11 protein-coding genes are annotated in these 13767 nt (G+C 68.9%); 5 read left to right on the forward strand and 6 right to left on the reverse strand.

Annotated features, from left to right (window positions below):
- Positions 1–56 precede the first annotated feature (56 nt).
- Positions 57–1529 (forward strand): M20 family metallopeptidase, encoded by a 1473-nt coding sequence (locus tag EZ313_RS09280; RefSeq protein WP_135262882.1) that lies wholly within the window; start codon positions 57–59, stop codon positions 1527–1529.
- A 72-nt stretch (positions 1530–1601) separates the two neighbouring features.
- Positions 1602–2447, forward strand: coding sequence for an alpha/beta hydrolase (locus EZ313_RS09285; protein ID WP_135262883.1), 846 nt, complete (start codon positions 1602–1604; stop codon positions 2445–2447).
- On the opposite strand, the gene EZ313_RS09290 is transcribed toward EZ313_RS09285, so the two are convergent.
- The 3 genes from EZ313_RS09290 to EZ313_RS09300 are packed head-to-tail and all read right to left on the reverse strand — an operon-like array spanning position 2444 to position 5450.
- Positions 2444–3619 carry an MFS transporter gene (locus EZ313_RS09290; protein WP_135262884.1) on the reverse strand — a complete coding sequence of 392 codons (1176 nt, stop codon included), beginning with the start codon at positions 3617–3619 and terminating at the stop codon, positions 2444–2446. The two genes, EZ313_RS09285 and EZ313_RS09290, sit on opposite strands and share 4 nt — an antisense overlap.
- Positions 3616–4347, reverse strand: coding sequence for a 16S rRNA (uracil(1498)-N(3))-methyltransferase (locus EZ313_RS09295; protein ID WP_135262885.1), 732 nt, complete (start codon positions 4345–4347; stop codon positions 3616–3618). The genes EZ313_RS09290 and EZ313_RS09295 overlap by 4 nt, the downstream gene beginning before the upstream one ends.
- A gap of 5 nt (positions 4348–4352) precedes the next feature.
- Positions 4353–5450 carry an aminoglycoside phosphotransferase family protein gene (locus EZ313_RS09300; protein WP_135262886.1) on the reverse strand — a complete coding sequence of 366 codons (1098 nt, stop codon included), beginning with the start codon at positions 5448–5450 and terminating at the stop codon, positions 4353–4355.
- Positions 5451–5522: 72 nt separating this feature from the next.
- Here EZ313_RS09300 and EZ313_RS09305 point away from each other — a divergent pair, with 72 nt between their 5' ends.
- From EZ313_RS09305 to rsmA, 3 genes are read left to right on the forward strand one after another with little or no spacing between them, the layout of a single operon-like run.
- Positions 5523–7877, forward strand: a complete 2355-nt coding sequence (locus EZ313_RS09305; protein WP_205960350.1) for an LPS-assembly protein LptD — start codon at positions 5523–5525, stop codon at positions 7875–7877.
- Between the two features lie 11 nt (positions 7878–7888).
- The gene (locus tag EZ313_RS09310; protein ID WP_135262888.1) at positions 7889–9244 is read left to right on the forward strand and encodes a peptidylprolyl isomerase; all 1356 of its coding nucleotides are present in this window, start codon (positions 7889–7891) and stop codon (positions 9242–9244) included.
- Complete coding sequence (gene rsmA, locus EZ313_RS09315) at positions 9245–10018, forward strand: 16S rRNA (adenine(1518)-N(6)/adenine(1519)-N(6))-dimethyltransferase RsmA (protein WP_135262889.1); 774 nt, start codon at positions 9245–9247, stop codon at positions 10016–10018.
- Positions 10019–10281: 263 nt separating this feature from the next.
- On the opposite strand, the gene EZ313_RS09320 is transcribed toward rsmA, so the two are convergent.
- The 3 genes from EZ313_RS09320 to EZ313_RS09330 form a co-directional block, all read right to left on the reverse strand.
- Positions 10282–10710 (reverse strand): barstar family protein, encoded by a 429-nt coding sequence (locus EZ313_RS09320; RefSeq protein ID WP_135262890.1) that lies wholly within the window; start codon positions 10708–10710, stop codon positions 10282–10284.
- 53 nt (positions 10711–10763) lie between these two features.
- Positions 10764–11168 (reverse strand): guanyl-specific ribonuclease, encoded by a 405-nt coding sequence (locus EZ313_RS09325; protein ID WP_135262891.1) that lies wholly within the window; start codon positions 11166–11168, stop codon positions 10764–10766.
- 184 nt (positions 11169–11352) lie between these two features.
- Positions 11353–13695, reverse strand: a complete 2343-nt coding sequence (locus EZ313_RS09330) for an NADP-dependent malic enzyme (RefSeq protein ID WP_135262892.1) — start codon at positions 13693–13695, stop codon at positions 11353–11355.
- Between the last annotated feature and the right edge of the window lie 72 nt (positions 13696–13767).

The following is a 13767-nucleotide window of genomic DNA, read 5'->3' on the forward strand; positions in this document are numbered from 1 at the left end:
TGCCGCACTTTAGCGGCCGTCGTACAGTGGCGGGCTGCTTCCTGGAGAACCCCGCAATGAACGCCCCCTTGCACCGCGAGATGCCCGGCGCCGTGCTCGACGCCGCCCAGGCGCTGGCCCATGCCAGCGACCAGTGGGACCGCGACATCGTGCGCCAGCTCACCGACTACATCGCCATCCCCGCCAAGTCCCCCAGCTTCGACGCCGACTGGGCCGCGCACGGCCACATCGAAACCGTGCTGCGCAACGCCGCGGCCTGGGTCGAGGCGCAGAAGGTACCGGGCCTGAAGCTGGAGATCGTGCGGCTGCCGGGGCGCACGCCGGTGCTGTTCTTCGAGGTCGAGGGCACCCGTGCCGGCGCCACGCAGACCGTGCTGATGTACGGCCACCTGGACAAGCAGCCGGAATTCAACGGCTGGCGCAGCGACCTGGGCCCGTGGACGCCCAAGTACGAGGACGGCAAGCTCTATGGTCGCGGTGGCGCCGACGACGGCTACGCGGTCTACGCCAGCGTGGCGGCCGTGCAGGCGCTCAAGGCGCAGAAGGTGCAGCACCCGCGCATCGTGGGCCTGATCGAGACCTGCGAGGAAAGCGGCTCCTACGACTTGCTGCCGTACATCGACGCGCTGCGCATGCGGCTGGGTGATGTCGGCCTGGTGATCTGCCTGGATTCGGGCGCCGGCAACTACGACCAGCTGTGGCTCACCACCTCCCTGCGCGGCATGGCGTCGGGGACGCTGAAGGTCCAGATCCTCACCGAGGGCGTGCACTCGGGCGACGCCTCGGGCCTGGTGCCTTCGAGCTTCCGCATCATGCGGCAGGTGCTCGACCGGCTGGAGGACAGCAAGACCGGGCGCCTGCTGCCCGCGAGCTTCCATTGCGAAGTGCCGGCGGTGCGTGTCGATCAGGCGCGTGCCACGGCGGCCATCCTGGGCGAGGAGGTCTACAAGCGCTTCCCCTGGGCGCACGCCGACTGCGGCGGCTCGGTGCAGACCGCTCTTCCGACGACGACCGATCCGGTGCAGGCGCTCATCAATCGCACCTGGACGCCGACGCTGTCGGTCACGGGTGCTGAAGGGTTCCCGGCGCTGCAGGATGCGGGCAACGTGCTGCGCCCCTACACCGCCTTCAAGCTGTCGCTGCGTCTGCCGCCGCTGGTCGACGCGCCGTCGGCGGTGCAGGAACTCAAGACCCTGCTGGAGGACAACGCGCCCTACCAGGCGGTCGTCACCTTCGATCCAGGCAGCGCCGCCACGGGCTGGAACGCGCCCGACACAGCTCCCTGGTTCGAGCAGGCGCTGAACTCCGCCTCGCAGGCGCACTTCGGCGCGCCCTGCGGCTACATCGGCCAGGGCGGCACCATCCCGCTGATGAGCATGCTCAGCCAGGGCTTCCCCGCCGCGCAGATGATGGTGTGCGGCGTGCTGGGCCCGCGCAGCAATGCGCACGGGCCGAACGAGTTCCTGCACGTGCCCTACGCCAAGCGGCTGACCGCCGCCGTGTCCGAAGTGATCGCACGCATGCCTTGAGCCCAACCGCTGCGCGCTAGGGTGACTGCGGATGCACCGCGGCCCGGCCGCGGCCGATGATCGGCGGCCAACATGAGCCTGCCCCCGTCGATCCTCACCACCTTCACGGCCAGCGACGGCGACAACCTCGCCGTGCAGCACTGGCCGCTGCCCGAAGAAGCGCGGCTTCGCGGCGTGGTGCTGCTCGTGCACGGCCTGGGCGAGCACGCCGGGCGCTACGACCACGTCGCGCGAAAGTTGAACGAGTGGGGCTTCGACGTGCGCGGCTACGACCACTTCGGCCACGGCGAGTCGGGCGGCGAACGCGGCGCCCTCTCCAGCGACAACCGGCTGCTGGACGATCTGGGCGAGATGGTGGAAGCGGCTCGCGCGCGCACGCCCGACGGCCTGCCGCTGATCGTGCTGGGGCACAGCATGGGCGGGCTGGTCGCGGCCAAGTACGCCGCCGCGCATCCGGGCACGATCGATGCGCTGGTGCTCTCCTCGCCCGCGTTGGGCACGCGCATCCGCGGGTGGCGGCGCGCCCTGCTGCGCACGTTGCCGAAGATCGCGCCCGACCTGCGCGTCGGCAACGGGCTGGACACGCGCTGGCTGTCGCACGATCCGGAAGTCGAGCGAGCCTATCGCGCCGATCCGCTGGTGCACGATCGCATCAGCGCGCGCCTGGCGCGCTTCATCGCCGAAGGCGGCCCCGAGGTGGTGGCGCAGGCGCCGCGCTGGAAAGTCCCGACGCTGCTGATCTACGCCGGCGATGACCGTCTCGTCGATCCCGCAGGCAGCCGCGCCTTCGCCGCCGCTGCGCCGGCCGACGTGGTCACCAGCCGCTGCTTCGACGGCCTCTACCACGAGATCTTCAACGAGCGCGACTCGCAGCCGGTGTTCGACTGCCTGAAGCGCTGGGTCGACGAGCGCTTCTAGGCCGCGGCCGCCGCGGTGCGCCGCTTGTGCAGCGCCAGCCAGACAAGCGCCAGCGCCGTGATCGCCACCGGCACGATCGAGCCCCAGTTCAGGAGTGTCCAGCCCTGCGTCGTCACCAGCACGCCGGAAGCAAGCGAGGTGAGAGCCAGCGTCGCCATCACGAAGAAGTTGAGCGCACCCTGGGCCTTGTCCTTCTCCTCGGGCCGGTAAGTCGAGAGCGACAGCGTCGTGCTGCCGGTGAAGAGGAAGTTCCACCCCACGCCCAGCAGGAAGAGCGCGATCACGAACTGGTGCAGGTCGACGCCCGACAGCGCCACGGCGATGCATGCGACGTTCAGCACCACGCCCGCGCCCATCACGCGCAGCGCGCCGAAACGCTTGATCAGGCTGCCGGTGAAGAAGCCCGGCGCGAACATGCCGATCACGTGCCACTCGAGCACGAGCGCCGCGTCGGAGAACGGCAGGCCGCACTGCTGCATCGCGATGGGTGTCGCCGCCATCAGCAGGTTCATCACGCCGAAACTCAGCGCGCCCGCGGCGGCGGCCACGATGAAGGTGGGCTGCCGCATCACTTCGGCCAGCGAGCGGCCGACCGGCGATTCGGTGCGCGAGGCGGGGACCGGAAAGCGAAGGAAGGCCATCAGCATCATCGACAGCACCGCCACCACGGCGAGCGCGAGATAGGCGCCGGCAAACGGCACGGCGAACAGGTCGCGCGTGCGCGCCGCGAGGTTGGGGCCGATCACCGCGCCGAGCAATCCGCCGGCCATCACGAGCGACACGGCCTTCTCGCGCGCCGGCGCCGCCACCAGTTCGGCCGCGGCGAATCGGTACAGGCCCGCGTTGGCGTTGTAGTAACCGGCGATGACCGTGGCAAGGCACAGCAGCCAGAAGTTGCGCGTCACCGCGGCATAGGCGCACAGCAGCGCCGACAACGCGGCCACCACCAGGCCGGCCTGGAACGACCGCTGCCGGCCCCAGCGCTGCTGCGTGCGCGCGACCAGGCCGGTCGACATCGCGCCGCCCACCACGTAGCCCATCACCGGCAGCGTCGCCATCCAGCCAAGCGGCGCCAGCGCGAGTCCCACCAGGCCGTTGATGGCGATGAAGGTGACGTTGTTGGTGAGGTAGAGGCCCTGGCAGGCGGCCAGCAGCCACAGCGATCGGTTCATGGTGCGGGAACCTCCGGCGCGGATGCAAGGGTGAGCGCCGCGAGCGCGGCCAAGGGGGCGGTTTCGGCGCGCAGCACGCGCGGCCCGAGCGTGACCGGCTCGAAGCCTTCGGCGCGGGCGCGATCTTCCTCGCGCGGGCTCAGGCCGCCTTCGGGGCCGGAGAGCAGGAGCACGGGTGCGTCTGCACGTGTGCCCTGCAAGGGCCGCGCGGCCACGTCGAACGACAGCACGCGGCGAAGCAGGCCGGCCGGCGGTGTCCACGACGCGAGGTCCGCGATCGCATGCACCACCGGCACGCGATTGCCGCCGCACTGCTCGCAGGCCGCCGCGGCGATCGCCTGCCAATGCGCCTGCTTCTTCAGCGCGCGCTCGCCCTGAAGCCGCAACACGGTGCGCTCGGTGGCCAGCGGCTGGATGCTGGCCGCTCCCAGTTCGGCGGCTTTTTCCACCAGCCAGTCCATGCGCTCGTTCGCCGGAATCCCGATCGCGAGGTGGACCTGCACGGCCGGCTCGCGATCGATGGCCCGGTGGGATCCGACCCGCACCAGCACCTCGCTGCGGCCCATCCGCTCGACCGAGGCATCCCACTCGCCTGCCCGGCCGTCGAACAGCGTAACGGGATCACCCGGCTGCAGGCGAAGCACCTGCACGTGGCGCGCGGCCGTCGAAGGCAGTTCGAGGAGGGCGCCCTCCTGCAGCGGCACGGGGCAGTGCAGGCGAGGCGGCATGCCGATCAGAGCCGGCCGAAGGCGTAGCCGCTGACCGCCTGCGTGCCCTCGATCTCGTCGACCAGGCGCAAGAGCGGCGCCAGTTCGCGGTAGCGGCCGGCGGTGGCGCGGATGTACGCGATGAAGCGCGGCGTGTCGGCCAGGTACTTGGGCTTGCCGTCGCGCAGCGTGAGCCGCGCGAAGATGCCGGCCACCTTCAGGTGCCGCTGCAGGCCCATCCACTCGACGGCGCGGTAGAACTCGCCGAAGTCCGCGCTGACGGGCAGCCCGGCCTTGAGCGCCTTCTCCCAGTAGCGCACCGTGATGTCGAGCACGAACTCCTCGTCCCACGTCAGGAACGCGTCGCGCATCAGGCTCGCGATGTCATAGGTGATCGGCCCGTGCACCGCGTCCTGGAAGTCGAGCACGCCCAGGCGCCGCTCGGCCGGGTCGGCCGGCAGCATCAGGTTGCGCGGCATGAAGTCGCGGTGCACGTGGACCGCGGGCGAGGACAGGTTGTGGCGGACGATGAGGCGGAAGGCCTCGTCCAGCGTCTCGCGCAGCTTGCCCTCGACGGCCACCTTGCGATGGCGCGCCAGGTACCAGTCCGGGAAAAGCGCCAGCTCACGGTTCAGCAGCGCTTCGTCGTACGGCGGCAGCGTGCCCCGGCCGGAGGACAGCTGCCAAGCGATCAGCGCGTCGATCGCGCGCAGGTACATCGGCTGGGCCTGCTCGGATTGCTGCGGATCGATCGCCTCCATCATGGTCTGGCGGCCGAGGTCGTCCAGCAGCATGAATCCGCGCGCCTCGTCCCACTCGAGCACGCGCGGCACGAGCAGGCCGGCGTCGGCCATCAGCCCGGCCACGTGCACGAACGGGCGGCAGTCTTCCTTGTCGGGCGGCGCATCCATCACGATGCGGCTGCCTTGGGCGCCGTCGACGCGCAGGTAGCGGCGGAAGCTCGCATCCGCGGACGCGGGGTGGACAGTTGCGGGATCGAGACCGTGGCGCGGCGCGATGCCCTGCAGCCATTGGCCGAAGGCTTGTTCGCGTCGGGGGTCTTCCCAGTGCACGGCAGTTGCCGAACCGGCGCCGCGCGCCGGGGGGGAAATGGAATCGCTCATGGATAATCCATTCTACAAACGCCCCTGTGCCCGTCCGCGGGACAAGCGCGGTCAGAAGACCTCCGACAAGCCTTGAACCCCAACCGGACCCCGCGCCGACGTTTCCCGCTCACGCCCCTCGCGTTGGCCGTCCTGGGAGCGGTGCATGAGGGCTCATGGGCGCAGCAGGACGAAGCCGTCGGCCTCAAGCCCACGCCGGCCTTGCGCGAGGACATCCCGGCGCAGGTGCGCGGACAGCAGCCGAGCTTCGTGTTCGGCGACCGCATCACCGGCCGCCCCGACCTGGACACCACCATCGAGGGCGACGCCGAAATGCGGCGCGGCGACACCGTGATCCGCGCGCAGCGGCTGGAGTACTGGCAACCCGACGACCTGGCCAAGGCCCGCGGCAACGTTCGCATCAACCGCGCGGGCAACGTCATCGAAGGGCCCTACCTCGAGCTGCAGGTCGATGCCTTCGAAGGCTTCTTCACGCAGCCCAACTACCGGTTCCTTCGCAACGAAGCCTACGGCCAGGCGTCCCGCGTCGACTTCATCGACGAGAACCGGATGGTGGTGCGCGACGCCACGTACACCACCTGCCAGCGGGAGGACTATCCGGGCTGGATGCCGGCGTGGATCCTGCGCGCGGGCGGCATCCGGCTGGACCAGGAAGAGGAAGTCGGCGTCGCGACCGACGCGGTGCTCAGCTTCTACAACGTGCCGATCCTGCCGATCCCGCGGCTGAGTTTTCCGCTCTCCGACAAGCGCAAGTCGGGCTTGCTGCCGCCCGTGATCGGCATCGACAGCCTGAACGGCATCGAGTACCGCCAGCCGTACTACTGGAACATCGCGCCCAACCGGGACGCAACGCTCTATCCCTCGCTGATGTCCAAGCGCGGGGTCGATCTCGGTGCGGAGTTCCGGTATCTCGAATCCACGTACCGCGGCGAGGTGCAGGCCAACTACATGCCGGGCGACCGCCTGCGGGACATGGACCGCTGGGGCTACCACCTGCGGCATGACGGCGCCCTGCCCGGCGGGCCGCTGGGGACGCTCGGGCTTTCGCTCAACCTCAACCGCGTCAGCGACGACAACTACTGGCGCGACTTCTCGCGCACGAGCGCCTCGCTCACCCAGCGCCTGCTGGCCAGCGATGGGCTGCTGCAGTCGAACGTCGGCAACTGGTACTTCCTGGCGCGCACCCTGAGCTGGCAGACGCTGCAGGACGTCACGTCTCCGATCACGCCGCCCTACGACATGCTGCCGCAGCTGCTGGCCCGCCACACGCGGCAGGACCTGCCGCTGGGGCTGGAGAGCTCGGTCGAACTGAACTCGACCCGCTTCGATTCGGTGCGCGAGCTGACGGGGCAGCCCAATGCACAGCGCAGCTTCATGCTGGGCGCATTGCAGCGCCCGTGGCAGGCGCCGGGCTGGTTCCTGATCCCGCGCGTGCAGCTGCACAGCACCTACTACAGCTTCGACGCCCCGCTGACCAACGGAAGACTGCAGGCCGATCGCACGCTGCCGATCTACAGCGTTGACAGCGGGCTGGTGTTCGAGCGGCCCACGAGCTTCCTCGGCCGCAACTTCCTGCAGACGCTGGAGCCGCGCGCGTTCTACGTCTACACGCCGTTCCGCGAGCAGTCGCTGCTGCCCAACTACGACTCGGGCTTCAACGACTTCAACTTCGCGACCATCTTCACCGAGAACTCGTTCGGCGGCCACGACCGCATCGCCGACAACAACCTGCTGACGGTGGGCGCGACCACGCGGCTGGTCGATCCGGACACGGGCGCCGAAGCGGCCAAGTTCGCGATCGCCCAGCGCCTGCGCTTCAAGGACCAGCGCGTCACGCTGCCGGGTGGCCAGCCGGTGAGCGAGCGGCTGTCGGACCTGCTGTTCGGCGCTTCGATCAACTGGGACCCGCGCTGGACGTTCGACGGCACGGTGCAATACAACCCGAAGACGCGGCGATCGGAGCGCGTCACCGTGGGCGGCCGCTACAACCCGAGCCCGTACCGCGTGGTCAGCGCCGCGTACCGCCTGCAGCGCGAACTCTCCGAGCAGATCGACGTCGGATGGCAATGGCCGCTGAACGACCTGTGGGGCGACCGCGGGCTGGAACTCGGGCCCGGCCGCGGCCAGGGCGGCGGGCGCTGGTACTCGGTGGGCCGGCTGAACTTCAGCCTGCGCGACAAGCGCGTGGTCGACTCGGTCCTGGGGCTGGAATACGACGCCTGCTGCTGGATCGGCCGCGTGGTGGTGGAGCGGCTGCAGAGCAACATCAATACTTCGAACAAGCGCATCATGTTCCAGCTGGAGTTCATCGGCTTCAGCCGCCTGGGTTCGAACGCGCTCGGCACGCTGCGCCAGAATATCCCGCGCTACCAGCTGCTGCGCGATCCCAACCTGCCCGCGCCCAGCCGCTTCACGAACTACGACTGAGACCGTCCCTGATGAAAGCCCGCGTCCTCCTTCTTGCCCTGGCTGCCGCAGCCGTGGCCGCACCCCCGGCCATGGCGCAGCTGCGCGCCACGCCGCAACTGGGCGGTGGCCGGCCTGCGCCTTCGACCGGCCCGCAGCGATCGGCGGACTACATCGTCGCGGTGGTCAACTCCGAGCCGATCACGAACAACGAGGTGCGAACGCGCCTGGTTCGCTTCGAGCGGCAGCTCGCCCAGCAGGGCGCGGCCATTCCGCCGCGCGGTGAGCTGGCCCGGCTGGTGCTGGAGCGCCTGATCAGCGAGAAGGCGCAGCTGCAATACGCGCGCGAGGTCGGCATCCGCGTCAGCGACGCGATGGTCGACCAGGCCGAGCAGCATTTCGCGCGGCAGAACGACATGGACGTCGCGGAACTGCGCCGGCGCCTACCGGGGGAAGGCATCGACGTCGCCGCGTTCCGCGAAGACATGCGCAATCAACTGTTGCTCGGGCGGCTGCGCGAGCGCGAAGTGGAGCAGCGTGTCAAGGTCACGGACCAGGAAGTCGAGCAGTTCATGCGCGAGCAGGCGGCTTCGGCGCAAGGGCCGCTGGAGCTGAACCTGGGCCACATCCTCGTGGCCGTGCCCGAGAACGCCAGCGAGCAGCAGGTGCGCGATGCGCGCGCCAAGGCCGATCGCGTGATGGAGCAGGCCCGGGCGGGAGAGGATTTCGCCAAGCTCGCGCGCGAAGCCTCCGATGCGCCCGGCGCCGCGCAGACTGGCGGCCTGATGGGATTGCGCAGCAGCGACCGCTATCCGCCCTTGTTCCTCGAGGCAGTGCAGTCCCTTCCGCAAGGCGGCGTGAGCAACGTGCTGCGCTCGGGCGCCGGCTTCCACGTGCTCAAGGTGGTGGACCGGCGCAAGGGCGGCATGCCCGGCGCGACCGTCACGCAATCGCATGCGCGCCACATCCTGCTGCGGCCCGGGCCGCAGCTCACCGAGGCGGCCGCGCGCGAGCGGCTGGCCGAATTCAAGCGGCGCATCCAGGCTGGCCAGGCCGACTTCGCCCAGCTCGCGCGCGAGCATTCGCAGGACGCGAGCGCGCAGCGCGGCGGCGACCTGGGCTGGTCCTCGTCCGGCATGTTCGTGCCGGAGTTCGAGGACGCGCTGGGCAGCCTGTCGCCGGGCCAGATCGCCGAGCCGCTGGTGTCCCGCTTCGGCGTGCACCTCGTGCAGCTGCTCGAGCGCCGCGTCGCCACACTGTCGCCGCGCGAGCAGCGCGACGTCGCGCGCAACCTGCTGCGCGAGAAGAAGCTCGACGAAGCCTACGAGCGCTGGGCGCAGGACGTGCGCGGCCGCGCCTTCGTCGACCTGCGTGAGCCTCCCCAGTAGTTGGAACACCGGCCCCGCAAGCGTTTCGGCCAGCATTTCCTGGCCGACCTCTCGGTCATCGACGCGATCGTCCGCGCGATCGCGCCGCGCGCGGGGCAGGCCGTGGTGGAGATCGGGCCGGGCCTGGCCGCACTGACACAGCCGCTGGTCGAGCGGCTGGGGCGGCTGACCGTGATCGAGCTTGATCGGGACCTCGCGCAGCGGCTGCGGCGGCATCCACAGCTGGACGTGGTCGAAAGCGACGTGCTGCAGGTGGACTTCGGCCAGCTTGCGCAGCGCCTGGACGCGCCACTGTTACGCGTCGCGGGGAACCTGCCGTACAACATCTCCACGCCGATCCTGTTCCACCTGCTCGAGTTCGTGGGCGTGGTCGAGGACCAGCACTTCATGCTGCAGAAGGAAGTGGTCGACCGGATGGTGGCGGAGCCGTCCACGGCGGACTACGGGCGGCTCTCGGTGATGCTGCAGTGGCGCTACGAGATGGAGAACGTGCTCGACGTGCCGCCCGAAGCGTTCGATCCGCCGCCGAAGGTGGACAGCGCGGTGGTTCGCATGGTGCCGCGCGCGGAGCCCGCGCCGGTGAATCCGAAGCTGCTGTCCGAGCTCGTGCAGGTCGCGTTCAGCCAGCGGCGCAAGCTGTTGCGGCACACGCTCGGGCGGTGGCTGGAGCAGCGCGGCTTCGCGGGGAATTTCGACGTGCAGCGGCGGGCCGAGGAGGTGCCGGTGGACGAGTACCTCGTGCTTGCGGCGCAGGTCGCTCCAGTGGGCTCCTGAAATGAAAAATCCCCGCAGCGCGGGGATTCTCTGGAAGCACCGTATTCCCGCCTTGCGTGGGAATGACGGAGCGCTTTACGCGGCCGCGAGCCAGTAGCCCGCGTTAAACGGGCTGCTCATTCGCAGCGCCAGCGGGGAGACGTCGACCAGCTTGTCGGTCGGCATCTTCTCGCCGGATTCGGTGACGGCGGGCGCCGCGGGAGCGGCTTCGTTGCCCTGGGCCTCGGTCGCCCGTTCTGCTTGGCCAGCTTGTGCAGAACGGGCTACAGAAAAGAATAGAAGCACCGGAACGGTATCTTCCGGTCCGCCCAGTAGTCGGCCGTGTCGCGGAAGATGTCCAGGAGCTGCTCGCGCGCTTCCTTGTCGAACTTGGCCGTGGCGGGGATCTGCTCCAGCACCACGATGAAGCCCGGCTGCGGGCCCGACTTGTGCAGCGGGTCGGTCATGCAGTCGTACAGGGCGTCGAAGTTCTTGCCGAAGTGGGCCGGCAGCATGAACTGCTGGGCGATCAGGTCCAGCACGTCCTGCTTGCTCTGGGCGTTGGCCAGGTTGGCGTACAGGAAGTGCTGGCCGAGCGAGCGCGCCGTGTCCTGCAGGTCCTGCACGCGGAACGCTCGGATGGACTGCACGATGTTGCTGCGCACCCCCTTGAGCGGCGTGTCAGCGATGTTGGGGCGAAGGGATTGATCCATCTCCGCGTCTCTTTCCATGGATGTCAAAAACATGTCCCGCTTCATTTCAGGGTTCACTCCACGATCTTGCGAAAACTGGCGTAGTGGTCAGCGGTGTAGTAGCAGGCGTCCGGCTGCCGGGGCGGGCCGCCGCACACGATGCGCCGGGCCCCCCGGTCGCGCGATCCCGGCGTCTTCACGGTGTATTCGCGCCAATAGCCGCGTTTTCCGGCCGGGAGCAAACGCTCGCGGTTGAAGAACACCGATCCGTCCTTGTCGTACGGGAACGGTCCGCCCTGGCGGATCAGTTCGTAGGTTTCCCGGCCTTGCCACGGCAGTTCGGTCCACCGGATGGTGGTCTCGACGCCGTCAGCGGGGCGTTCCGTCGGGCCCTTGGCTGCCGCCGGCACGGGGCCGGCCAACGAGACCGCGAACAAGACGCTTGTGAGCGCTAACTTGATTGCGGCGACACGCGCCATGAACAACTTCGGACCTTCTGGGGTGACCTTGCGGACGCCGTCCGGATCACCCTCGGGCTTGGCAGCCCTTCGGGTTAACCCGGAAATTCAAGGGCGCTAGTGTGAACCATCCAGTCACAAAAGGCAAGTCGCTGCCCAAATTTTGGGCAGAGGGCAAGGGCATCGCGGGGCGGCCGGCCGTTGGCTAAGTTAGTGCCAGCTGTCGCGCCTGATGTTGCCGTGCGGCGTTCGCGTCGGCCACGGTCAGCGCTGTCATGTTGACGATCCGGCGAACGGTCGTGCTGGCCGTCAGGATATGCACCGGTTTGGCGGCGCCCAGCAGCACCGGGCCGATGGCGATGTTGCCGCCCGCCGCCGTCTTCAGCAGGTTGTAGGAGATGTTGGCCGCGTCCATGCTCGGACAGACGAGCAGGTTGGCGTCGCCGGCCAGCGTGCTGTGCGGCATCAGCTGGGCCCGCGAAGCGCCGTCCAGCGCGACGTCTCCGTGCATCTCGCCGTCGATCTCCAGCCAAGGCGCGCTCTCCTGCACCAGCCTGAGCGTCTCTCGCATCTTCACGGCGCTGGGCTGGTTGCTCGAGCCGAAGTTGGAATGCGACAACAGCGCGGTCTTGGGCTTGATGCCGAACCGCATCATCTCCTCGGCGGCCATCACGGTGATCTCGGCCAGCTGCGCGGCAGTGGGGTCGTAGTTCACATGCGTGTCGACCAGGAACACCTGCCGATTCGGGAGCACCAGCGCATTCATGCACGCGTAGGTGCAAACGCCCTCGCGCTTGCCGATGACCTGGTCGATGTAGTGCAGGTGCAACTGCGTCGTGCCCCAGGTGCCGCAGATCATCCCGTCGACCTGCTCCTTGTGCAGCAGCATGGAACCGATGAGCGTGAGCCGGCGGCGCATCTCGATCTTGGCCATCTGCATGGTCACGCCCTTGCGCTCGGTCATGCGGTGGTACGTCTGCCAGAAGTCGCGGTAGCGGTCGTCCTGCTCGACGTTGACGATGTCGTAGTCGCGCCCCTGCTCCATCCGCAGCCCGAACTTCTCGATGCGCTGCGCGATCACCGCCGGCCGGCCGATGATGGTCGGCCGGGCCAGGCCTTCGTCCACCACGATCTGGGCGGCGCGCAGGACGCGCTCTTCCTCCCCCTCGCAATAGGCGACGCGCTTGCGGGCCGCCGCCTTCGCCGCGGTGAAGATCGGCTTCATCGTCGTACCCGAGGCATAGACGAAGCTCTGCAGCTTCTCGCGGTACGCGTCCATGTCCTTGATCGGCCGCAGGGCGACACCGCTGTCGACCGCGGCCTGGGCCACGGCCGGCGCGATCTTCATCATCAGGCGCGGGTCGAACGGCTTGGGGATCAGGTACTCCGGCCCGAAGGCGAGCTTCTGGCCCGCGTAGGCCGCTGCCACGACCTCGCTCTGCTCGGCCTGCGCCAGTTCGGCGATGGCGTGCACCGCCGCGATCTCCATCTCCACCGTGATCGTCGTCGCGCCGGAATCCAGCGCACCGCGGAAGATGTACGGGAAGCACAGGACGTTGTTGACCTGGTTCGGATAGTCCGTGCGGCCCGTCGCCAGGATCGCGTCCGGCCGGACCGCCTTGGCGTCCTCCGGCATGATTTCCGGGTTCGGGTTGGCCAGCGCCAGGATCAGCGGGGCCTTGGCCATCTTGCGGACCATCTCGGGCTTGAGCACGCCGCTGGCGGACAGGCCCAGGAAGATGTCGGCGCCTTCGATCACGTCGGACAAGGTGCGGGCCGCGGTCTTCTGCGCGAACTGCACCTTGTCCTCGTCCATCAGCTCCCTGCGGCCTTCGTAGACAACGCCCGCCAGGTCGGTGGCGAAGATGTTCTCGCGCGGCAGGCCGAGCTTGATCAGCAGGTTCAGGCAGGCGAGCGCGGCCGCGCCGGCGCCCGAGGTCACCAGCTTGACCTTGTGCAGTTCCTTGCCGACGACCTTCAGGCCGTTGAGGATGGCCGCACCCACGACGATCGCGGTGCCGTGCTGGTCGTCGTGGAACACCGGGATCTTCATCCGCTCGCGCAGCTTGCGCTCCACGTAGAAGCAGTCGGGCGCCTTGATGTCCTCGAGGTTGATGCCGCCGAAGGTGGGCTCCAGCGCCGCGATCACGTCGACCAGCTTGTCCAGGTTGTCCTTCTCGTTGATCTCGATGTCGAAGACGTCGATGCCGGCGAACTTCTTGAACAGCACGCCCTTGCCCTCCATCACCGGCTTGGAGGCGAGCGGCCCGATGTCGCCGAGGCCCAGCACCGCGGTGCCGTTGGTGATCACGGCCACCAGGTTGCCGCGCGCGGTGTAGCGAAAGGCCGCGGCCGGGTCCTTCACGATCTCCTCGCACGGCGCGGCGACGCCGGGCGAGTACGCCAGCGCCAGGTCGTGCTGGTTGATCAACTGCTTGGTGGCGTGGATCGCCACCTTCCCCGGCGTGGGGTGCTCGTGGTACTCGAGCGCGGCCTGGCGCAGTTCCTCGCGCTTGTCGGCCGAATTCATCGACTCGGTGGGGGGCATCGGCGGGTGTCTCCTCTCGCGTCCGCGCCTCGCGGCGGACCGGTCCGTTGGGGTGGGCGATTGTAGAACTGC

The sequence above is a fragment of the Ramlibacter henchirensis genome, assembly GCF_004682015.1.
GTDB lineage: Bacteria > Pseudomonadota > Gammaproteobacteria > Burkholderiales > Burkholderiaceae_C > Ramlibacter > Ramlibacter henchirensis.

What these genes read in the sequence shown, in the direction of transcription:
- EZ313_RS09280 (WP_135262882.1), top strand. Translation starts at nt 57, where the DNA reads ATGAACGCCCCCTTGCACCGCGAGATGCCCGGCGCCGTGCTCGACGCC.
- EZ313_RS09285 (WP_135262883.1), top strand. Translation starts at nt 1,602, where the DNA reads ATGAGCCTGCCCCCGTCGATCCTCACCACCTTCACGGCCAGCGACGGC.
- EZ313_RS09290 (WP_135262884.1), bottom strand. Translation starts at nt 3,619, where the DNA reads ATGAACCGATCGCTGTGGCTGCTGGCCGCCTGCCAGGGCCTCTACCTC.
- EZ313_RS09295 (WP_135262885.1), bottom strand. Translation starts at nt 4,347, where the DNA reads ATGCCGCCTCGCCTGCACTGCCCCGTGCCGCTGCAGGAGGGCGCCCTC.
- EZ313_RS09300 (WP_135262886.1), bottom strand. Translation starts at nt 5,450, where the DNA reads ATGAGCGATTCCATTTCCCCCCCGGCGCGCGGCGCCGGTTCGGCAACT.
- EZ313_RS09310 (WP_135262888.1), top strand. Translation starts at nt 7,889, where the DNA reads ATGAAAGCCCGCGTCCTCCTTCTTGCCCTGGCTGCCGCAGCCGTGGCC.
- EZ313_RS09320 (WP_135262890.1), bottom strand. Translation starts at nt 10,710, where the DNA reads ATGGATCAATCCCTTCGCCCCAACATCGCTGACACGCCGCTCAAGGGG.
- EZ313_RS09325 (WP_135262891.1), bottom strand. Translation starts at nt 11,168, where the DNA reads ATGGCGCGTGTCGCCGCAATCAAGTTAGCGCTCACAAGCGTCTTGTTC.
- EZ313_RS09330 (WP_135262892.1), bottom strand. Translation starts at nt 13,695, where the DNA reads ATGCCCCCCACCGAGTCGATGAATTCGGCCGACAAGCGCGAGGAACTG.